At 51.7% G+C, this 22,811-nt stretch carries 10 protein-coding genes; all 10 read right to left on the reverse strand.

Annotated elements, in window-relative coordinates:
• Positions 1-197: 197 nt before the first annotated feature.
• The 10 genes from ACOTYB_RS01540 to ACOTYB_RS01585 all read right to left on the reverse strand — a co-directional run bounded on the left by ACOTYB_RS01540 (position 198) and on the right by ACOTYB_RS01585 (position 22,679).
• The gene (locus ACOTYB_RS01540) at positions 198-2,315 is read right to left on the reverse strand and encodes a UvrD-helicase domain-containing protein (RefSeq protein ID WP_409248709.1); all 2,118 of its coding nucleotides are present in this window, start codon (positions 2,313-2,315) and stop codon (positions 198-200) included.
• Positions 2,312-8,653 carry a DEAD/DEAH box helicase gene (locus ACOTYB_RS01545; RefSeq protein WP_409248708.1) on the reverse strand — a complete coding sequence of 2,114 codons (6,342 nt, stop codon included), beginning with the start codon at positions 8,651-8,653 and terminating at the stop codon, positions 2,312-2,314. Before ACOTYB_RS01545 ends, ACOTYB_RS01540 begins: the two co-directional genes overlap by 4 nt.
• On the reverse strand, positions 8,653-13,569 hold the full coding sequence (locus ACOTYB_RS01550) for a hypothetical protein (RefSeq protein WP_409248707.1): 4,917 nt from the start codon (positions 13,567-13,569) through the stop codon (positions 8,653-8,655). Before ACOTYB_RS01550 ends, ACOTYB_RS01545 begins: the two co-directional genes overlap by 1 nt.
• A gap of 2 nt (positions 13,570-13,571) precedes the next feature.
• A complete protein-coding gene (locus ACOTYB_RS01555) occupies positions 13,572-16,430 on the reverse strand; it encodes a DEAD/DEAH box helicase (RefSeq protein ID WP_409248706.1) in 2,859 nt (952 codons plus the stop codon).
• Positions 16,431-16,984: 554 nt separating this feature from the next.
• Entirely contained in the window at positions 16,985-18,250 is a 1,266-nt protein-coding gene (locus tag ACOTYB_RS01560; protein WP_220153533.1) for a tyrosine-type recombinase/integrase, read from the reverse strand.
• A 728-nt stretch (positions 18,251-18,978) separates the two neighbouring features.
• Positions 18,979-21,312, reverse strand: a complete 2,334-nt coding sequence (locus ACOTYB_RS01565) for a primase-helicase zinc-binding domain-containing protein (RefSeq protein WP_333014946.1) — start codon at positions 21,310-21,312, stop codon at positions 18,979-18,981.
• Between the two features lie 14 nt (positions 21,313-21,326).
• Positions 21,327-21,647, reverse strand: coding sequence for a DUF5375 domain-containing protein (locus ACOTYB_RS01570; RefSeq protein ID WP_409248705.1), 321 nt, complete (start codon positions 21,645-21,647; stop codon positions 21,327-21,329).
• Positions 21,644-21,871 (reverse strand): hypothetical protein, encoded by a 228-nt coding sequence (locus ACOTYB_RS01575; RefSeq protein ID WP_164539761.1) that lies wholly within the window; start codon positions 21,869-21,871, stop codon positions 21,644-21,646. The genes ACOTYB_RS01570 and ACOTYB_RS01575 overlap by 4 nt, the downstream gene beginning before the upstream one ends.
• The gene (locus tag ACOTYB_RS01580) at positions 21,868-22,416 is read right to left on the reverse strand and encodes a host cell division inhibitor Icd-like protein (protein WP_333014944.1); all 549 of its coding nucleotides are present in this window, start codon (positions 22,414-22,416) and stop codon (positions 21,868-21,870) included. The genes ACOTYB_RS01575 and ACOTYB_RS01580 overlap by 4 nt, the downstream gene beginning before the upstream one ends.
• A complete protein-coding gene (locus ACOTYB_RS01585; RefSeq protein ID WP_333014943.1) occupies positions 22,413-22,679 on the reverse strand; it encodes a helix-turn-helix transcriptional regulator in 267 nt (88 codons plus the stop codon). Before ACOTYB_RS01585 ends, ACOTYB_RS01580 begins: the two co-directional genes overlap by 4 nt.
• Positions 22,680-22,811: the final 132 nt, after the last annotated feature.

A 22,811-nucleotide genomic window follows, 5' to 3' on the forward strand; every position in this document is an offset into this window, starting at 1 on the left:
TGAATCTCAGAAGTTTTAAGACCGCGATATGAACGTATGTGGGCGATGACCGCAACGCTGGGTCAGAGTTGGCGCCAGCGATGTGATTCGCCCACTGAACGGACAGAAAATACATAAACCCTAAGATCCATATTTCTAGCTTCAATATCGTACTAAGAGCCAGAAAAATTCGCCCTCCAGGCCCATACAGAAAAATATTACTTAACAGTTAATAATGTACTTGGTACACCGAATGAAGAAACAAACAATCCTTTTACCGCACGAGTTGCTGCAACATGGAGCAGCGCACGTTCATTAAATAGTGCATCACGTTGTTCAACAGGATCGTCAGATGCTATGGCTTTTACTTCCGGTACAACGCCATCGTTGATACCGGCAAGGAACACATACTGGAACTCTAGCCCTTTAATGCGGTGCATTGTTGCAATGCGAACACCGGCCCGTTGATCACTGTCGCCACTATCGTTCCCTAAATTAAAAGTTTCAATTCCCGCTTCATTCAGAGCTGACACATAGCGCTCATTCGTATGCCGCGTGCGGGAAGTAATGCAGATATCCTGGGAACGGACATCATTGGCTAACAACGCCTGAATTTGCTTGATAATCGTCTCAGCCTCTTCCTTAAAATCTGAAGCATGAGTAATCATGGGTTTTTCACCATGAAGCAATGATAAATAATCGTTGCAGGAATCAGTTTCACCATCCAGGTTGTCAACCTTAACGCCGGTTAACAACCCGACAGCAAACTGTCGCGTCTCTTCTGTAGTCCGGTAGTTAATTTTCAGTTTTTTACTACGGCGCCCACGAACGTTAATCCCACACTGACCTAGAACGACTTTATTGCGGTAAATACGCTGATGTCCATCACCCACGATAAAGAGATCGTTCGGAGACTCTGGAACCAGTCTACGAATAAGGGTAAAGGCCGGTGCGCCTATATCCTGAGCTTCATCGACTACGATACTGCTATAAGGCAATTGCACCTGTTTTTCTTTAAACAGGATGATAGCCTCATGCATGGCATCACCCATCTCTCGCAGTTTGGCTCGCGCCATTTGTGCCCGGAACTCTTCGAACACAGGCCAGATTTTCGCACGCTGAATACGTGATAACGCCGTGCCACGACCAATACGGCTCACCTTCAGATATTCTTCACGACTGTAAACAGCATTCGGCTGAACAATACGTTGCCACTCTTCTGAATAAAAGTTATCCGGTAATCCCAATTCAGCAGGGACTTGCTGCAAGGCATAGTTCCAGCATTTACGTCGCCCTTCATCGCTGTCATAGACCACGCGGAAATCATATCCATGGCGTTTAAGCTGCTCGCTCATCCAGGCATCTATGTTAACAACTTCAATACGCGCCATCTCCTCACGGCTACACAAACGCTGGAGGTTGGCGCGAATATCCGCCGCCAGGTTACGGGTGAAGGTTGTGAACAGAACTTTTTGACCGGGTTTATCGGCCAGGCGTTGGGATAACCAACGTGCACGATGCATCGCAACAACTGTTTTACCCGTACCTGCACCACCTAATACTCGCACCGGACCATTTGCCGGAGACTCCACCAGTTTTCGCTGGCTCGGGTGCAGGAATACACGCCATTTTTCCAGTGGCGCATTGAGCATTTGCAGTAGCTCCTGTTCATTTTCAACGACATGGAAACGACGTTTACTTCTCTCAATTGCCTCAATAAAGTCGTTGGTATCAACAGGCTCATCACGGTGATCGTTAAACTCCTCCAGCACTTCCTGGTAATCCAGCCCTTCTGCCAGCCAGTGTAAAGGTTCCCAAGCTTCCGCTGGCGTCACGCTTTCTATATGATTCAGCTCTGCTGAATCTACAAGAGCCATTACCTGCTCAATAAACACAGGAGGAACACCGAGCGCGAGGATCTGCTCCGCAGTATAAGCAGCAAAGAGTTTGGGTTTATCAGCAACAGCAGGTTCGGAGGTAGGTTTAATATAGCTGATATCAATTACCTGAATCGCACCAGTAACCGGGTGAATTGCACAATCATGTCGCCGCGCCCATTCATAAGCTTCATCGTGCTTATCCACCCACATCAGCATATACAAATCCCCTTGCTCGGGTTTCAGGACTATTCCCCGATAAGTCTGATCAATACGTACGGAATGCACATTATTGCTGCGCGCATCGTGGATTTTTTCGTAATTAATTCCATTACTCGTCGGATCCTGGCGGAACCTGGAGATGAATTCCTGGACCTTTTTTTGCTGTGCTTTAGGAATCCGCGCAAAAGCCCCGAGAAAACCATCAGAAAGTGCCACCATTGGCGCTTGAACCGTCATTTGTCACCTCCGAACAGATGCTGCAATGTATTTTCATCAATTGGCCCGAATGCCACGTGCCAACCCTTACTTTCGAATAAAGCAGTAAAGTCCTGATTATCAATAATCAAGGCTTGCTTTTGTAATGGCCAGGCGAGATCGGCTTCCGCAATAATTTCGCCATCGTCATCCTGCAATTCATATCCGACTGTCGGTGCCGGTAGCGATAACGACTGAAGCAAAGCGATTTCTTCTGCGCTCAATAAACCAAACTCAAGGATCTCCGCCCAGCTCTCGTTAGTCTGAATATCCACTACCACCGAAGTCTGCATTTTTACCGCTTCAGGCTCCTGCGGTAAATGAACCGCTTTACGGCTGGTGAATGTCATATCTGGCAGGAACTGCAGTAAATTCACCATCCACCAGAAACCGTTAAATCCAGCTTCATAGCCATCATCCTGCGAATGACGATCGTCAAAGCAAATATGCAACCTCAACCAATTTCGCATTTGTTCAATGCTTGTCGTTGATTTAATGGCTTGTTGAGGAACAACGGATGCCAGCTCAATGAACTGTTGTGATGAACTACAGCTATCCAGTAAACCACCGAATACAAACGGTTCATCAGGCAAAAGCGCATTCAACCGATAAGCAGGAGCATTCTCCTGCATTTCATAGGCGTACTTTTGTTTGGCTCCGGTATCCTGAGACTTTTTAGGATCCAGCCACACCCAGGCATAAGCTGCAGCCATTTTCTGCCATAGCAGAGTTTTATTAACGGGATCAGTGAGATAATCGAGTAACAGTGCGAAACTGTTTCTCTCCCTGAATGAACCTTCAAGGGCCGCAAAGTTTGTATCATGGAACAGGTTATAAAACTTAGGCTGTTTCATATCCGGGTTATGACCAAGCCCCATGGCATTCTGTACATGTTTAATACCTTGTTCTTGAAGGTCTGCCCAGGTCACTGTCCATACCCAAAAATTACCGCTGTCTTTAATCGCCTGCCGTTTTTGGACATCATCCGACACGCTATCTTTATGAAAAGCAAAACCATCCAGGAAAATTGCTACCGGTTTTATCTTTTCTGACTGCATCAGAGGGTAGAGCACATAATCTGGTCGACTAAGGATGCCAACCCCTTCTTTAACCCCTAAATCAACCTGTGCTTTGAGATGCCAGCTCATCGCCGGTTCTGTACGGGTATTAATAATCCAGCCTGCGTTCTGATGGGCATAACTCCGGCTCACGAGAAGATTTTTGTTATCCTGCAGGCAGTGAATGAACCATTTTTCCAGTTCACTCCCCATCATGGCATCAAGCGAAATGTTTTTGATGGAATCAATAACGCGTATAGAAGCACTGGCCTTCAGGATTTTCGCCAGTAAGAGACGCGCCTGATCTCTTGATACATACTTCATACGCCCGCGGTCACGGTAAGCGTAAACACAGCGATAGCAGCCGTCTTTATGCGTATCATGGTTGCAGCTGCATTCCACTAACGCCTTGTAGGCCAGCTCAAGTAATTTCAGCAGGTTGTCAGGTGTACGCATCAATTCTTTGAGTGAGCCGGTCCCTCCTGGTACAGTGTCGTAAATCACCAGATACTGACGCCAGGATTCGCCCTCATTTTCCGGCTCGCGATACACCACGCCTTTCAGGTGATCCACGTTACCTTTGAAGTAATGTTTGAGCCCAAGCTGAATGGCTGCCCCCAGGGAGGCTTCTACCACGCGATCGTTACTGTAGCTGGTTACCGGCAGCAGGATACGCAATGCCTCAGATTCCAGTTGGCGATAAAGGTAGAGATAATCTTCAAACTTCGCTTTTTCGGGTTCAACGCGATATTTACAGCTCAGGTCATGGCGTGGTTCATGATCGCGAGGGCGCTGCACCATGCCGCAGCCGAGGCAAACTTTAAACCCGGTGCGTTTCTTTGCCTCTCCTGCGATCATCAGCTCATTGGCATCATCCGCCATTTTGCCAAAGTTGATATCTCGCAGAATCACTTTGCTCAAAAACTCAAAGCCAAACGGGATTTCTCCTTCATCAATGGCATAAGCGGCCGATACATCCTCTTTTTCGAAGCTGACTAGCAGCTGTCGCTGGAAGAAAGCCGGTTCTCGGCTATCGCTCTCATCACTGATCTGGCTGTCGCGGGCGCTTGAGCGGGCATAAACCTGGCGAAGCTTCAGTAACGTCGTTTTTTGCCCGGCATCAGCCCAACCTGGTGTGCCGCATTTTGGACAGTATTTATGCTGATCGCCGGATTGATCGATATTCTCGCTGTAGTTACAGTGGCTGCAAATACGCCAGTTTTCAGGTTCAGACACTTTAAGATCAATCTGTTCGATTTCAACTTTATGCCCGCCCGCATAGAAGTTATTCAACGGGGCAAGCTCAGCCAGCGCCGTTGAAGCCGGACGTTCGTATTCGTAGGTCGTGTTCTGATACTCACGCGTTTCCCCACCGTCCTTGCGCCGCCACAGCACAGAACGCAGCGTAATACCGGCCTCCGGGAAGGCATAGTTGGGAAGTAATCCTTCATCGGTGAGGAAATTAAGCGTCTGCTTGTTATTGATCTGGTTCACCAGCGTCATCAGCGCCTGACGTTCCGAAGTCAACTCGCGCATATCGCTGTCAAAGTTTTGATCGTGCGGATCGCTCTCCAGCTTATCGATACTACGCTTGAGCTTATCAATCCGGGAACGCAACGATTTGCGATCCTCCAACAGTAGTTTTAATGCTTGTTCGATACGTTGAACCAGAGAACGCTGCCCTGGTGCCCCTTGCAAATATGACAGGAGCTGTAGACGTGTGTCTTCCATAAGGTCAGGGAAGATGGACGAGAACTGCTGAGCAATATCCACATGATGCTGTTCGACGTAGCTCAGGAAGTTATAAGGGAACTCAGATTTGTTTCCAAACTCCAGCCCGTCCAGCATCTGTTTCACGTTTTTGCTGATAGCAGATGCCGGAACACCTGTTTTCACCCAGTTGTCCATGCAGAATGCGGCCAACTGACGCTCCAAAATAGCCGTTGCGTTCAGGAACACACCTGGAGCCTGTACCTGCCCTTGCATCATTTCCAGAGGTTCTTCAAAGAAGAACTGATCGTGCGGGTTCCCCTCAGCCACCGTAATGTTAAGCGCATTGCCGTCTTTACGCCCGGCACGACCAATACGCTGTAAGTAATTAGCCTGCGTGGGTGGAACAGAACAGAGTAATACCGTAGAAAGGTCACCCACATCGATACCCATCTCCAGCGTCGGTGTTGCCGAGAGCAGGTTGATATTCCATGGCTGATTACCGCGGTAGAACGATTTTTCCGTAGCCTCACGATCTTCACGGCTTAGTAATCCGGTATGCTCTGCCCCCTGAACACGAGCGATGTCCATATTATCCCAGTGCCAGGTCACTGTATTTTCAGCTTCCTGATAGTGCCCCTCACAGCGCAGAGAAAGGCATGGCGCGTTTCGCCAGTGCCAGCCCTGATCGGCCGGAGCCCGAACAACCTCACGACAGCAAGTGCAGTTTAGCTGAACAACATCACGACTCACAACCAGCGCCGAAGGTACTAGCCCCCAAGCTTCTTTGCCTTTTGTGTCAAAGTCTTTTACCAACCCGGTCATTTTCAGTGTCGCAAACAGACGTCGTAAAACCGTCTCGGCCAGGCTGCTGATAAACAGATTATTGCCGTTGCTGAGCGTGCGGTTGATCCAATGCTGATACCAGCTGGGGTTGGATTTCGCACCAATCAGTCGATGGAAGCCATTTATTTTTTCAAACGAGGCATAGGCCGGTTTACGCGTTTTCGGACCAATAGACGGCATATAGCGCGAAGTTCGCTCCTTCTGCGTCATCATAAAGGTCTTACCCTCGCGCCGATAACTTTCGAACGCCGGATGCAGAACAGCTCCCGCCTGCCGCTGATGCCAAAGAACGCCAATCACCAGGTGTGCCACCTGCTCAACGCTGACTCCAACCATTTCATCACCCAGCTCCTCGACAAGCTGTTGGTGAAGCGCCGTTATCGCTGAATTGAAACGTGCAATATCAATTCCTGCAGCTGCGTAACCAGTGGCCTCCAGCGTACGTCCAATTCGTGCGCGTAGGGTAAATTCGCTGTATACCTCCCAGTCGAGACGAAGAGAAACCAGCTCCGGTAAATCGGAACTCTCTGCCAGCTGGCCTTCGTTCTTCAGCGTCTGGTAATCGTTTATCCACTGCATGTTGGGCGCGATGAAGCTCGCGGCAAAATGAGCATCATCCGGTGAACGTTCACGCGCCTGCTGGCAGACGCGTGCCGCAAAGGCATCCAACGGTAACGTTTCTTTTTCACCCAACACGCTGGCGATTTGTCCGCGTACCATCAACGGCCAAGTTCGGGCGGTAAAGAAACTGGCGCGGTGTGCGGCATCCTGTACCGAGTCAGAAAACGTAATCAGCTTTTTATGTTCGTTGAACTGGCTGCCATAAAGCTGGTGGATCATCACCGCTGACAGGCTGGCTGCCTGTGACCCAAGAATCGAAATACCCTGTTTGCTGTTGCAGTACGGACATTCGTTAGCAAATTCCAGCTCATCCTTACGCTCTTTGAGCATATCCGGGATGAGTACTTGTAGCAGATCAGTATGGCCACAATGCCCACACTGCACGTTAGTTTGCTTATTGAGCTTTAAACAGGAAGGGCACAGTTTCTCGTGAACACCGCTGACCGGTTTATCGTTGTTGTCCGGGAAGGCTAATACAATCGAACGGCCTTTTTCGAAGAACTGACGATAAATACCGTCCAGGTCGGTTTCGAGTTGAACACTCTGACCATGGCGCAGGCTCGCCCAACCGGTAGCATGGCAGTCACGACAGTGAATAACGGGAAGGTAATGTTCGCGATCTTCCACCGCGACATCATCAGCAAAAACAAGCTCAGGTGTTTTTGACACGCTAGCAACCAGGCGGCGCATCTCGCGCAACCACAGCTGAGAACGAAGTTGCACAAAGGGCAGAATGGGCCGCGCTTTGTTCACCTGCAGGCGCTTTTCCCGATCGTCCTGTTTTTCTGGAACCTCCAGGCGCGCCTGGGCAATCAGTGCCAGAATGCTTTGCAGCACGCGGGTCGCGTGCCCGGCGCTTTCCGCCAGCATCACCTGGAGATTTTCCAGGCACTGCTGTTCCGACAAAATTCCCCCCTGCAAATCCTCAAGGAGTACGTGCAGGATGCTGTGGCGACGTAACAATGAGCCCAACTCAATACGCTTTTCACGTCCGCGATCGCTGTCCAGATCGGCAGGTAATTGCAGTGAACTATCCGGGAACCACAGCGGAATTTGTCCGTTCAGATAATCTACCGGGCTGGCGTACGTTTGCGGATCCAGCGCTACGCTGACATCCTGTCCCGGATACTGACTGTACTCGATGGTATAACCTTGCAGATACTCTGCCGCCGTGTAGCGATCTTCTCGAATAACCGCATCATCACCAAATGGCTGATCAAAGATCGTTTTCGCGTAATCGAGTAGTTGTCCCAGTTCATCACCTACGGTAGCCGACGTCCCCACGCAGGCAAAACGCTTGTCATCGACACCGATGTGATACTTCAGACGGCGCACCAGACAGGCCAGATCCGACCCCTGCGCACCATCAAACGTATGCAGTTCATCCACCACCAGATAACGCAGTGACCCAGGCTGGTTATAGCGCCAGAGTTTCTGATCGCCGGGGCGCATCAGCAAGTAATCCAGCATCTTATAGTTGGTCAGCAGGATATCCGGCGGGTTCTCACGCAGAGTATGTTTGCAGGTGATGACCTTATCCGCAGACATCTTTTTGCTGGGCTCAATTTCACTGTCGCCGACAAACAGGCCGACAGTCACTTTGCCATGCAGCTGCGGATCGCTGGCGATGGTTTTAGCGAAACGGCTGGCCTGATCGGTTGCCAGGGCGTTCATCGGGTAAATGATGATCGCTTTAACACCGGCCTCTGATGCCCCAGCACAATGGTTAAGCAGCGGGAACATAAAACATTCCGTTTTACCAGAACCCGTCCCGGTCGCCACCAGCGTCGGCTGAGGCATCTCGATACCCAGGCGCTGGAACGCCTGCGCCTGATGTGCATGCGGCGGGAACGGCAGCGTCAGGTTAGGAAAGAAGTTCAGCGGTAAATCACTTTTACGAAACGGCAGCTGAGCGGAAAGATACGGCCCTTTCAGCAGCGTTTCCGGCTGGGACAGAAATTGCTCCAGCATTGAGACGTTATTGCTTTCTTTACCATTAAACAGCGGGCTGTTAAGCGGGAAGGCTGCCCGTAAAAAGGAGGCAACGCTGTCGGCAACCTGCCGACTAACAACAGAAGGCAGCATCAGGCGCTCTCCTTATCTTGTGCAAAGAATGCCCAGGCCACTTTGTAGTCGTCTTCGCGATCCGGCTTGATAAACGGAGCCTGCCAGGTGACGGTTCGGCGCTCACCTTCGTCGCTGCGAGTATAGTCATCAAAAGTGACGCTGACGGTACCAGTTTGCAGATGCTTGACATCATCCCAGCCAATAGCTTGATCAGTACAGTCGCCACCGGACCAGTCCGGGCTGTCGACGTTAAAGACAAAACCGTTTTTCAGGTCCGCTTTACGCGCGGTACGCGGCAGGCCAACGCCCACCAGCCCTTTGCTTGGGGTAAAGATAATGCGGCCGTTTTGATCATACCAGGTATCGGCTTCGTACTGGCGCATCACCGGGAACTGAACGCGATAGATGGTTAGCAGTTCTTCAAGGGTTAATCCCAGAGCCTGCGCCACCAGCACGTCGATTTCTACCAACGCCTGACGGCGGCTGTAGTCGGAGCGTAAAGCGCAGTTACGCTGCCATTCTGGAGTCAGGTTGGCGAAGATATCTTGTGGTAGCTGCAGGAGGTTACGGCTCCAACGCTGGGTGTTAAATTCTGAGTTGTAACATTTGCCCCATAGCTCGCTGTAATTTTGCAAAACACAATTTAAGAGCAAAGCGCGAGAGTGGACTAAATTGATTTTTTCACCCCACTGAGGTAATGGCATCCTCTTTGCCAAATCTCCCCTGAAATCACTCTTCCCTGTCGATTTCACAAAGAAATCCATAGGTACAGATGCCCAAGAAGCAGCAAAACTGATCAAACTATCATCTGCTTTTAGAACTGTACTATATATACCATCAATATGAGCGACTAAAGGTGGGACAATACAGCTTTGTAGTGTTCGCTCTCCGGCCTGACTTAGGGCTCGGCTAGCAATAATACGATAATGTTCCGTCACCTTTCTCGGTTCATCTTCACCCGGTTCAGTCCACGTAACGCGTGGTGTACGTTTAGCATATTCCTGCACATCACATGCCGGAATATAGTTAGTGCGCGGCAGATAGTCATCAGGCAGAGTTAGCAGATCGAGGCAGTCATAATGTCCTTTCTCGGTGCAAATCTCTCGAGGTGTTTTATAAAGCGGCGTTCCGACATAGAAATGCGGACCAGACAGAATCCATTGTGATGGTTTTTCCGGAAACTGAGTATCACGCTTAATTGATCCTTCATCTTGGGCATATGTTTCATCAAACATGACCGTAGAGAAAAATTGCCCCTGCAAGCCCCCCAACCGTTTGGGCTGCTTTGCAAATTTTTCAAGTACAGAAACAAGCGGTTCAGCATGAAGCGCAGGAAGTCGAGCCTCAAGAGCCGGCGTACCCTCTTCATCATAAAGACTGACAAATAGAGCGAGCCGTTCCATCCCGACAGTTAAAATACGGCTTTGATGCCCCGCTTCATTCCATGAACCTGTTTCATCATCTTTAATGCCGCCAACTTCACCGGAACCATCATGAGCAAAGCAAAGCTCGATCGTTTTGGCTGAGAAAAGGTTAGCAATACTGATAAAGCTGACAGGAAGACTTGGTAAAGCTGTATAGATATTAATACTGTATTTTGCCCTGTGAGCGATAGGGAAAAGCATATGCTGGTTCTGAAACTGAAAATGTGCTCTCAACCTCGGATACACCGACGCACGCAACTGACCGCCTTTCGGGTCGTCATAAATCCCTTCCGGGTGCAGGAAACCTGCCACGCCTTTCTGCGATCCTAAACGCCATGCCTGCGGCAGGAAGCATTTATACAGATTGGTCTGCACGCCACGCAGCACCGGGTAGTTCTGCTGCGCATTAAGGAAGTTTTGCATCCCTTCGCAGCCTTCATACTCGCTGCGCCATGCATCTTCCAGCGCCGGAATGGCGTTAAAAGTACCAATTCGCAACGTTGCCAGCTTCGAGGCGCTCAGCTTACGCAGCACAAACTCCGGCTCGTAATCGCCCAGCACGCCCGCTTCCTGCCATTCGACCTTCAGCCACGGGGGATTTCCGAGCATCAGGTCAAAGCCGCCGCGTTCGGCAAACAAATCGCAGAATTCCAGATCCCAATGGAAGAAACGGTGCTGTTTCTTCAGCGCATCAACAATCGCCAGACGCGGCAAATGGCGGAACAGCACATCGGTTTTCAGGCGACCAGCACCGGAAAACAGCGAAGACTCTTCACGCACCATACCCTCGTCGGCAAACAGATCGCCGGTGGCCTGTTCTGCGGCTTCAGTGACTCTTTCCGTGACGACAATACCATCGAGCAGAGTCTCCATCTCCATCAGCCACATACCGCGATCGGGCAGTTCATCCGCTTTGTCGATCGGCCAGAACCACAGCGCACACCAGTAGTCCATCACCCAGCGCAGTTTCAGATAGGTACTGTTATCTTCGAGGCGACCGCTGAAGGTTTCATCTTTGCTGCTTAAAGAAGAGCGAGCTTGGTTCGTATTTTCCGCAGGCCAAACCGGATAATTGTCGGCGGTTTTCTGGCGCTCAGCTTTCAGCTGCTGACGGAACGTGTTCCAGAGCGCTTCCACTTTGCCGCTGATGCGCTGCACATCGGCAATCTCATGCGGTGCAAAGCTTTTGGTAAACTCTTTGCGCCAGCTATCCAGCGCTTTGAAATCATCCGGATAGCGCTGTTTGACGGTTTTGTCGCTGTAGTTGGCCATACCGCTATCCGGCAGCAGGAAGTGGAAAATCTGCTTCTCCTCGCGTGGAATATTCATCGCCAGCTCGGCCGGTTCACTGTTAAGCCAGCTCGGATCTTTCGCTTTTTTGTAGGTCAGCTCGCTCTTGTTGAACATCTGACGGCGTGCGCCCACCAACGAGTTGCCACAGTGCAGCTGGTAGCCAAACCACGGTACAAATGCATCGCCGCTGATGGCATTCAGCCACAGCGACACTTCCGCCAGCTCCACCGCCACCGGGTTTAAGTCCACGCCGAATACGTTGTTGTCGGCAATGTACATTTTCACCCGTTGCAGCTCCTGGGTGTAGCGATCCTGAGGAATGCGGCGACCTTCCGCCTGCTGTTTGTGGAACAGATACGCTTCCGCCAGCTGGTTGATGGCTTCGTTAAGGAACGCTGCGCTGCCCATCGCCGGTTCGCATACGGTGAGGTTTAAGATGGCATCAGCTTTGGCATGCGGATCGGTAATCGGATCAATCTGCTCTTTAAACAGCTCTTTCAGTGCATACTTGACTAACGAGCGGGTCAGCACTTCTGGAGTGTAGTAAGAAGCGGATTTTTCGCGGTCGCGCCCGGCCATGCGATAGATAAAACTGCCTTTACGGTGAATACGCAGGCTGCCGTCTTTTTCGTAAACCTTCTCGTCTTCATTGTATTTGCCGATCTCGTCTTTGCTGACGAAATAGCCCGTCTCCAGCTCGTTAAACTCTTCTCCGCCTTTTTTCACCTCGTAGAGATCGTCGCTGGCGAAGAATCCGCGGTAGGAGAGCAGCGCTTCATACACTGCACCCAACTGGTTGATACCCAATTGGCGATAGGAGATACGCCCCCGGCGATTAAAACGTCCTTTACCCGGGCGGCTTAACGACATCGCCTGAATAATTTGTTGCAGGGTTTCGTTGCGGAACACCACACGGTTAAGAATACGGGTGTTATTCGCTTCAAAAAGATGGCTTTCCAGACGCGGCACGCTGAACTGATGGCTGTGAATAGTGATCCGGTCGCCGCTCTCCAGGTCGCCCTGCATTTTCACGCCGCCGCTGTAGCCGTCACGCACCAGTTTGAACAGCATATTCAGGCTATCGTGAAAGTAGCGCCCGTTGCGATCTTCTTCGCTGGTCAGCGGGATCATCTCCAGATCGCGCAGCGTTTCCAGACTGTATCCCTGCAGATAGGTTTTGGCGGTCATCGGCGCATAGCCCAGTTCCGGGCGCGCTTCGATATAGAACAGGAACAACAGACGATACATATACCGCAGGCATTCGCGGCTCAACTCATCCGGGTTAATAGCACGTTTCCCGGTATAATAAGCCAGCTCGTTGTCGATGAGATAACGCATCGCTTCATTACCCAACAGCTCAATGCTCTCACGCAGGGCATATTTCAGATCTTCCGACACGCCAAACGCATGTTTGTGCGAATTGTCATCCAGCGAATCGAGGTATGGCGCACCGCTGCCGGGTAACAGCGAGTCTTTGTGTAACAACACCGACGTCGCTTTCAACGTATCCGTTTCACGACGGCTTAAAATTTCTTCAAAATCAAAACGCAGCAGACGGTTTTGCGCCCACTTAGTACGATCCAGCAATAACAGCTGGCGATTGCCAAGCAGCAGTACAAAACGCGGCGGTTCATTTTGCGTGAAGACCACCGTGGAGAGCAGATCCTGCCAGCTACGGTATTCGCCGTTCGCTTTTTTACGCAGACTGTCGCGCTTATGTTTATCGGTATCTGCCGGGAACTGCGCGGTCAGCAGCGACAGCGCCAGTGGATCCAGCGTTCCTTCATCCTGATCATGCGCTTCAACAATCCACAGCCACGGACTGCCGTCGGTGCTGTTGTAACGAGCCAGTACCGGCAAAGGCGTATCGTCATCCAGCATCTGAATATGCGGATTGAGTTCATAACCCAATGCCTTTAACAGCGGCTGCCAGCGACTGCGCTGATCGGCAAGACGCTGTGGGATCTGGCGCTGTTTCTCATGTTCAGTAAGTTTGCGGAAAAACTCTGTCGCCAGGCTGTAAAGCTGGTTCCACGGTGCGCGGTAGCCCGCCTCAACCTCTTTGCCCTTTTCACGGGCAGCACGTTCAGCTTCGCGAGCGGCATTTTCCTGGTTAATCCAGGGTTCCAGTACATCGCGAATGTCACTGGTAAAGACTTCGCCCAGATAGTGGTTAGAGTAAAACTCGTTTTCGTTATTAATACCGACCAGCGCCATGATTAGCCCTCCGCTCCGGTGATTACAGCAATAACCTGGATGTAGGGCTCTTTTTCGGTGGTCATGGTGTCCTCAATCCATTGGATGTAGCTGTCAAAATTGTGTTCGATTTCGCGCTGACGTTGTTCTTTGCGGCTCTGTTTCACTGAAAGCTGCTGTTTATTATCGGCAAAATCCAGCTCCAGTTGATTCAGCTGACGCCCACGCAGAACGTCTAGCTTCTGTAGATGCTCATTGAGCTGCTGATTGATACGCTCTTCAAAAGCATTTCGATCGTGAACAAACACATCCCGCGCATGGGCGATTGCCGCTTCCAGCAGCTCCTGCTGGCGTTGATGGTTACGATCTTTGCCGCCACTGTTAGTCAGCTTGCTACTCAGTTGCGGATGTCGTTTCAGGAACTCAGCAAAAGGCAGGCTACCGCTTAACGTTTCGCGGTTAAAGCTCACCACCAGCCACGGGTTCACCATCGGGTGCGACTTACGGTTCGGGAACAACCCGGAAAGGATGAAATGATCCTCATCAGGTTCAAACAGGTGCGGCAGGCGCATCACCGGAGCCTGGTGGCGACCAAAGGCAGACTGAATTTTGTCGTCTAACCACTGCACGACCGGGTTAATTTGCCAGAGATACTGCACATCGGGCCAGGCATGTTGCTCACCGCGCGCCCGCGAAATGGCTTCCGTAATAACAGTTTTGTCCTGGCTTAGATAAAGCTGCCAGTTTTCCGGCGCAATTTCCGGCGGTAACTGGTTAAAGCGACGGCGTAACTCCTCCGGTGCGACCAGCGATAAGGTGTTATCAGGCAAGGTATCGTATTGCACGGTCTGGCCGCAGGTCTTCAGATAGCCTAGCGCTTTTTCGCAGTATGCCTGCTCATTATCAAACAGACTAATGTCACTTTCGGTCACGATCGAAGCATCGCTGGACACTGCGCTGCAGATTTCGCCAAACAGGTCGTGTTCAGAATTTTCAGTGACATTGCTATTCAATAGATCATTGAACAGGCTGGCGCCATCGTCCTGCATCATGAATTCAGCAACCTGCTCTTCTTCCTCTTCCTGGGTAAATTTGCCGGTAAATTCGGAACTGTCGCCGATATTCTTCTGCGCCTGTTCGTCTTTATTGATCAGCACTTCCAGCACACGCATATCACCGTTGATCTGCGGTTCACTGGCTTCAGTCAGCAAGTAACGGATCTGTGGCTGGTGTTTTTGCCCGTAGCGGTCAATACGTCCGTTACGCTGCTGGAATACCATCAGCGACCACGGAATATCGAAGTGAATCATTTTATGGCTGAGGTGGTGCAGGTTGATACCTTCAGACGCGACATCCGAGCAGATGAGCAGGCGTAGCGGAGACTGGGTTTTGCCAAACGCTTCGACGGTTTCCATCAGAACTGTATCGCCCTGATCGCCTCGCAACGTGGCAATTTGATCGTCTTTCAGCTTGAGATCGGAGCGCAGTTGCTGCTCAAGGAACTCGAGCGTTTTGATACTCTCGGTAAAGATCACCAGACGATCTTCCGTGTTATTCGCTTTCCAGCGGAGATCGTTACGGATGGTCTCCAGCAACAACTGATACTTGCTGAACTGGCTGGCATCAATATTATTGAGCGCCAGCAGCAGTGACTCTAATTCGTTAATCTGGCTCTGACTGTTTATTTCTTTGCGGTTCTCAAGCCGCTTCAGGCGGTTAGCCACCACGCTGGCACATGCCATTGGACTGGAGAACAACGCTTTTTCGAGCGTAATTTTGAACAGGCGGCCTTTATTTGACCGCGAGTTTTCATCATCATCGTCACGGAACTGACTCTCAACCAATCGGCGGTAGGCTTCCTCTTCAGCTCCGGTTGCCGGGCGCATCAATTTGACGATATTACGTTCCGGAAACTCACCAGCCATCTGATCTTTTACGTCTTTTTTGAAGCGACGCACAACCAGATTTTTATCGGCAAAATCGGCGTATTCATACTCTTTCGGATTGGCAATGGCCGTCGGGTCGAGCATATTCATCAGGCTGGCAAAACTTTCAGCCTTACCGTCATGCGGCGTAGCTGAAAGCATAATCAACGTATCGCTGCGCCCGGCGAGCAATTTTGCCAGTTTGCTGCGCAAAGAGCTGGTCCCACGTTCAGCGACATTATGCGCTTCATCGATAACAATAATATCCCACCAGGCGTTTTCCAGGTGATGGCGATACTCGATGTCCTGTTTCAGGGTATCGATGGAGATAATGGTCTTATCGAAATAATGGAACGGATTGTGGTTGGTTGGGATGCGGTTACGCACCTTTTGTAGACCAGCGGAGTCAAGCCGCGTCAACGGAATAGCAAAACGGCTCCAGAATTCTTTCTGGAATTGCGTAAGCATGGATTTAACCGCCAGCACCAAAATGCGTTTGCCACGTCCACGGCGAATCAGCTCTGAAACCAGGATACCGGCTTCCAGCGTTTTACCCAGCCCTACCGCATCAGCAATTAATATCCGCTGTCGCGGCTGCGCCAGCGCCATGCGAGTGGGATCGAGCTGAAAGGGCATAGAGTCCATTGCAGCCTGATGTCCAAAATGGACTTTGCTGTCAGTCGGTACGCGTTGGCGTAGCTGGCTCTCTATGTACAACTGAGCCGCCTGGTAATTGGCTGACTCATCTTCCACCAGATTTGTTTTTGCTGGATCGAGAATCTCGACTTTTTGCTCCAGCTTTGTCAGAAACAGCCCTTCTTTACCGCGTACCAGCTCCGAAATGCCATCACAGGTCAGCAGATTGCCACCATCTCCACTGTCATCCGCCCGGCGAATGCGCCACTCTGCATCACGAATAACCACCCGCATTCCAGGTGCATAATTTTGCTTATTCATCGGTTTTTCTGTCTGTATGAGGCAGTGGTGATAACACTATCCCGAGCGATATGTCGCTGCACACTGCGATAAAAAAGAGGGCCTTAAAGATATCATGAAGGCCCTCAGAAAAGTGACAAAATGGAAGGTAATACGCATAAATTACGCATGATTTCCAAACAAAAATTATTAAAAAGTGAGATGGGTCAACTCCCCACACTGAGTCGGTGGGGGTCTCCGTTTAGCCAGCGATGATATAACACTTCAATTCATTATCTGAGGCGAAAATGAATACCCGACATATTGCCAAGCACTCAACCTGATTCGGTATTCGTCCTGGAAAATCAAAAGACATGTCATCTATACAACGCCAGTATCTTAGTCCCATATCGAGCAACACGGAATGTTCACTGCAGTCATTGTCAGTTCACGTCCGTGGTTCACGCGGCAAGTTCTTACTGATGAAGGCCAATCATTGTTCGTGTCTCAAAGCAGTATTTTCATTAAAGATCAACAACCAGCTTCCTTAGCAAGTCTGGTCGATTTTCTTTAATTAAACAGAGATGACAAGCCCCTCACTCAACATTGCCTCGATTGATCTTCGCATAGTCAAACGGCGTTATTCCCTTCTCCCGGTTCGCATCCAGGAAATCCGCCCACCACTGCAACATCAGCTTGCGCTCATCCAGATGTTCCGCTTTATGGATATACGCCGCCCTCACCGAATTGCGTTCCATATGGCTCATCTGCCTTTCCACCGCATCCTTCGACCATAGCCCTGACTCAATTAACGAACTACAGGCCATTGTGCGGAAGCCGTGCCCGCAAACCTCAACTTTAGTGTCATAACCCATCACGCGTAGGGCACTGTTTACGGTATTTTCACTCATTGGCTTACGCGGATCATGATCGCCAATAAAAATCAGCTCATGTTCGCCACAGAACTGTTTTATCTGCTTTAGGATCGCCAGCGCCTGCTTTGAAAGCGGCACCAGATGCGGTGTACGCATCTTTGAGCCTCGCTGAGAATGTTTTACATCAGGAATAGGCTCTCGCTCAGGCGGGATGGTCCACGTTGACGTTTCAAAATCGATTTCTGACCAGCGAGCAAAACGCAGCTCACTGGATCGAATAAAGATAAGCAGGGTGAGTTCTGTTGCCCAGCGGGTTAGCGGCCTGCCGGTGTAGCTGTCTATTTTCTGTAGTAACTCAGGAATGCGCTTTAATTCCAGCGCCGGACGATGTTGTCGATTACCGGAAGCAACCGCCCCAGCCATCTCTTGTGCCGGGTTATAATCAATTAACCCACTTTGCACTGCATAACGCATGATGGCCGTAGTGCGCTGTTGAAGACGGGCAGCAACCTCAAGACGTCCAGACATCTCTACGGCTTTAATGGGTGCTAATAAATCGCGAGTTTTTAACTCAGCGATGTTACGCTCACCAAGCGCTGCGAAGAGATTATCTTCCAGACTTTTTAGCACACGATGGGCATGATCTTCAGACCACTTTTTATTGGTGCCATGCCACTCGATCGCTACCTCTTTGAAGGTTCGAGCTTTACTCTGCTCAACCTTATCATTTTTCTTTTTGTCTCCCGGATCGACGCCATTCGCTAGCAGCTTACGCGCTTCGTCACGACGTGCTCTGGCATCCGCCAGTGTGATTTCAGGGTAAACCCCAAGTGCCAGCATCTTTTGCTTGCCGTCAAAACGGTACTGCAAACGCCAGTACTTAGAACCATTAGGGTGGACGAGAAGATGCATACCACTGCCATCAGTCAGCTTGTATTGCTTATCCGTTGGCTTGGCTGTTCTGACTTTGATATCTGTTAGAGCCATGCTTTATCCCCTCCCTGTTGGTACAAGCATTATCGAACCGGAAATACCATCATCTGTACCAACATCTGTTGGTAGATGTACGTTGATGTCGGTTGACCTTGAGAGAGTTAATATAGCGGGAATGGTAGATAAATACTGGATTTTAGGCACAAAAAAAGACGTCCGTTGACGTCTATTGATGTTCCGATGGTGCGAAGGCCGGACTCAAATCATCACGTAACACAATGAAAAGTAATAAATAATAAATATACCCCATGATATATGCCCCCATTTGTGCCCCCAACCATTTTTTGCCCTCTCTTCACCTTAGCTATCTGATATGACTCACTAAATAAATTTGAAAGCTTCTTTCGGTTAGGATCCGTCACTCGGAACCTAACCGGGGAAAAGTACCATAAAAATCTTTTTTTGCATTTAACTGTTCACACTGTTCACCTCGATTATTTCCCATTTAAAATCATGACGTTAAGTGGTGATGAGTTGGTGAAGAGTGAACAGTCGACTCTTCACCTTTATAATTTTTTCGCGCTAAGGATGCAGCGTGTCAGGTGACGAGGGGGGGATAAAAAGTTTTTTTAGGTTTTACTGTTCACTCTGTTCACCTTTCATTTTTATACAGTAATTTCATAGAGTTAATAGGTGAACAGATGGTGAAGGGTGAACAGTCGATTGTTCACCCGGCATGATAATCAGGTATAAAAAGACCGGCGATTGCCGGTCTGAGTAGTTTATGTCGCTGCGGTTTCGTCGCACTTCGGCAGCCAGTCGCCGTTGCTGTCTTCCCTGAGCGTCAGGTTGGTTTGCGTCCCCTGTTTGGTGTGCCGCTTCTCGTAGTTCATCCCGTACTCTTTCAGCATCATCGGCAGCCCCAGCCCAAACATTTTCAGGCTCAGCACATGCTTGTACCCGTTCGCCTCCATATAGACCAGATAGGCGTGATAGAGATAGTTACGGGGCTGTCGCGGGATAATGTTGGCGTTCCCCATAAACATCCCGTTTGTCTGCGGCAGCGCCTCCAGATAGCCGCAAAAATCAAACGTCGGGTCGGCATCGCGCTTGATACTCAGTGCCTCGTCAGAGTTCTGCTGCGACTGGAGCAGTGTACGTGCCGTCATCGGGTCGCTGAATTGCTGCATAAGCTGGCGCACGATGACGGCCAGCTCGTGTGCGATTTTGTCTTTAAGCTGCGGGTCGCGCTCCTCCGGGGCGATTTGCTCCGGGAAGTGGATGATTACCCGGCGACGGGACACGCCGCCGCTGCGGTCGGTGAAGCGCATCGGGTTATTGTTCACGGCCAGAATCACCGCCGGGATATAGGCCGAATAGGCGTCGCGGTATTTCGGATCGACCGACACGGCATCGCCGCCGGTGATAGCCTTAAGTCCTGCGCCGTCCCCGCTCCATTTCTCCTGGTCTGGCAGGCGTATCAGCGAGAAGCCAATCAGCGCCGCGCGCTCACGTGGTGATTCCAGCGTCTCGATGGTCGCTGACGTGGCGTTGTCCTCCCCGGCGAGCAGGGTCGCAATTTCGGCCAGAATACTTTTTCCGCTCCCGCCGGGGCCGGTCACTTCGAGAAAGAGCTGCCAGTCGTAGCGGTTCGCCAGCACCATAAACAGCGCAGCCAGAATAACGTCGCGCTTTGCTGCATTGCCGCTCGCCGCACGGTCGAGCCAACGCCAGAAATTCGGCGCGTGGGTTTCCAGCGTTTCACCCTCCACCGGCGGGGTAAAGTCCACGTCGCACAGGGTGCGCAGCCAGTGGGATTTGCTGTGTGGGCTGAACACGCCGGTGAGGGTATCGAGCACACCGTTGCGAAAACCAATCAGACGACGCGCGGGGGCGGCCTGCTGGGGAATAATGAGTTTCAGGGTATCGACCACGGAGGCAATTCTCCCCGACGAGAACGGGGCGCGCAGGCGCTGGAACAGCCCGGCCACGTCGCGGGCAAAGTCTGACGGCGGGATGATTTTCCATGTCCCGGCCTCATACCGGGACAGGAGCTGGCCGTTCGCATCCACTGCCAGCGCTTCGCCGTAATGCTCATGCACCCGCATCGCCTTTTCACTGGTGCTCATGGCGGTAAATTCCGCCTCGCTAATGGTGTCGAACGGGCTTTGTGCCGGTGGCCGGATGGCATCGTAAATCGCTTTGCGCGTGGCGTCCTCACCCTGCTGCATAAAGGCATCATTCCAGTCACCGAACACCGGCGGGAGGGCAACAGTGCCCTCACAGGCCTGTGCGGCCGCTGCGGCCTTGGTCTGGCCGTTCCCGCTGAGGTCACGGTCAGCAGCGAGAACAATCTGACAGGCCGGGTGCTGACTTCGGGCAAGGCTCGCCAGAGAAAGGAGGTTCACGGACGAGAGCGCCACCATAACCGTTTCACCGGTCAGGTGATGCACGGTGAGCGCAGTCGCATAGCCCTCCGCTATCCACAGGCGTTTTCCCGCCTCTTTTTTCCCGTCGATAAGGTGCCATGCCCCTTTTACCTGACCGCCTTTCAGGGTGCGTTTCAGGCCCTCAGCGTTAATGAGCTGAACGTTAACCAGTGCGCCGGTCTCGTCCTGCAGCGGCACGACCGCATCACCGGCGCGGTACGTCACGCCGCCGGTTTTGTGCGTGGTGGAAAGCGTCAGGCATTCGAGCGCAGGAAAGCCCTTGCGCGTCAGGTAGGCGTTGCCGGTGGCTGGGCGGGTGTTCTCCATCAGTGAAGCGGCAAGCGTGGCAGCGGCTTTACGGCTGGCGTCAGTTTCAGCATCAGCGGCGGCAATAATATCCTCAGCAACTGGCGGCAGGCTGCCGGTCAGGGCGTTCACCTTCCCGGCGGCCTCGGAGGCCGACATGCCGAACACCTTTTCGACCAGCTTAAGGCCGTCACCCGCGCCGCACTGGTTGCAGAACCACGTCCCGCGCCCCTCTTTGTCGTCAAAACGAAAGCGGTCAGAGCCGCCACATACCGGGCAGGCCTGATGCCGGTTTTTAATCACCTTCACACCCAGCGCCGGGAGAATGCGCGGCCAGTGGCCGCATGCCTGTTTTACAGTTTCGGTTACGTTCATTTTCATCGTTATTTTCTCCCTCAGTGCACAACCGGCGCGGCGATATGACGGGCGCAGAGTTCATCCATGACGACCATCCCCAGAAAGGACAGCGACGGCGCAGCTTTCAGTGGACCGGCTTCCATTAAATCTTCGAGCAGCGCACAGGCAATCTGACGGCCTTTTTCCTCGCCGTGCTGGCGCAAATAGAAACCTTCCAGCTCGGAGGCAATAGCACTTTCCAGCGCATCGAGGGTGAGCTGAGGGTAGCGGTGCTGACGTTCGCACAGGGTCAGCCAGGCACAGGCCACGGCACGACGATACAGGGCGGCGCGTAATACCGACGGTAACGGCTTTTTCATACGTTACCCTCCCCGGTCAGCCAGCGCTGATTGCAGCGCTCGACCACGCCGTCGAGCTGGGCGGTCATCAGATAAATTACGGAGGTGAGCTGCGACTGCTGCGCAGGGTCGCGGCGGAGGGTGGTGCAGTCCTGCTCCTGCATCATGGCGCTGACAAAGTGGCCGACGTTACGCAGGTGCTCAAGGCATTCGAGTTCTTTGATGCTGAGGGTAGTGTGTTTCATGCGCGTCCCTCCGCAACCGGCAGACGGCCGGCAAACGAGAGGATGTAATCACGAACGAGGGAAAGACGTGCGGCGTGCTCGTCACCGGCAACGGTGCGGAGCATACAGATACGGGGTTTACGGTCTGCGCGACGAACGGCGGCAAACACGAAGACAAATTGCGGGTGAGACAGGGTGAGGATCGTAGCCATAAGGGCAACCTCCTTGAAGTAGCGGTTATCGCTACCACCGGAGTTCTCACACTCTGGTGGTAGCCCAGACGGGGGTGAGAAACCGGCCTTCAAGGGAACCGGCCAGCCCGAGGGCTGCCCCGCCTGAGCCACCATTACGCGGATACAGCAACGGCTAAAGAACCGGTGTGTAAATAACGGGTGCACATAGGCATAGACACAAAAAAAGACGCATGGCGCGTCCGGTGTCGCCTTGAAGTAACTCGGGTTCTCACGCCCGGCTGCCGATTTTGCGACAGCGAGAAAACTATACCTGGAAACGGCGAACAGAAGCAAGCCAGAAAAAGGGGCTTTCAGAAGAACGGCCATCATCATGCGTCGCAGCTCTGGTTACGGTCGGCGATCCGCTCGGCCATCCATGCGGTAATTTCTGACTGCGCCCACGCCACGTTTTTACCGCCAAGTGAGATCTGTTTCGGGAAAGCCTCCCGGCTGATGAGGTCATAAATTGTCGAACGGGACAGGCCGCACAGGTGCATCACTTCGGGCAGGCGGATAAAGCGCTCCTGAACGGCGTCAGAAAACGGCACTGGTGGGGCGACAGGCGCAGAAGACGGGGAAGAAAAAGCGGTGTGCATTGGGCTACCTCATAAAGTCCATACAGTGCCGGTCGTGTCCGTCCGGCCTCGGGTAGCTCTCTATTTTGTGAATATTTTCTCTTAGGGCAACAAGTCATTTTGCACCGACTCACTACACAACAAACTGTTAAC

Origin of the sequence: Enterobacter cloacae complex sp. IR5450 (assembly GCF_049238665.1) — a bacterium.
GTDB classification, from domain to species: domain Bacteria; phylum Pseudomonadota; class Gammaproteobacteria; order Enterobacterales; family Enterobacteriaceae; genus Enterobacter; species Enterobacter hormaechei_C.

Coding starts and splice junctions, on each gene's coding strand:
- ACOTYB_RS01560 (WP_220153533.1), bottom strand. CDS start 18,250: ATGGCTCTAACAGATATCAAAGTCAGAACAGCCAAGCCAACGGATAAG.
- ACOTYB_RS01540 (WP_409248709.1), bottom strand. CDS start 2,315: ATGACGGTTCAAGCGCCAATGGTGGCACTTTCTGATGGTTTTCTCGGG.
- ACOTYB_RS01555 (WP_409248706.1), bottom strand. CDS start 16,430: ATGAATAAGCAAAATTATGCACCTGGAATGCGGGTGGTTATTCGTGAT.
- ACOTYB_RS01585 (WP_333014943.1), bottom strand. CDS start 22,679: ATGCACACCGCTTTTTCTTCCCCGTCTTCTGCGCCTGTCGCCCCACCA.
- ACOTYB_RS01570 (WP_409248705.1), bottom strand. CDS start 21,647: ATGAAAAAGCCGTTACCGTCGGTATTACGCGCCGCCCTGTATCGTCGT.
- ACOTYB_RS01550 (WP_409248707.1), bottom strand. CDS start 13,569: ATGGCGCTGGTCGGTATTAATAACGAAAACGAGTTTTACTCTAACCAC.
- ACOTYB_RS01545 (WP_409248708.1), bottom strand. CDS start 8,653: ATGCTGCCTTCTGTTGTTAGTCGGCAGGTTGCCGACAGCGTTGCCTCC.
- ACOTYB_RS01565 (WP_333014946.1), bottom strand. CDS start 21,312: ATGAAAATGAACGTAACCGAAACTGTAAAACAGGCATGCGGCCACTGG.
- ACOTYB_RS01575 (WP_164539761.1), bottom strand. CDS start 21,871: ATGAAACACACTACCCTCAGCATCAAAGAACTCGAATGCCTTGAGCAC.
- ACOTYB_RS01580 (WP_333014944.1), bottom strand. CDS start 22,416: ATGATGATGGCCGTTCTTCTGAAAGCCCCTTTTTCTGGCTTGCTTCTG.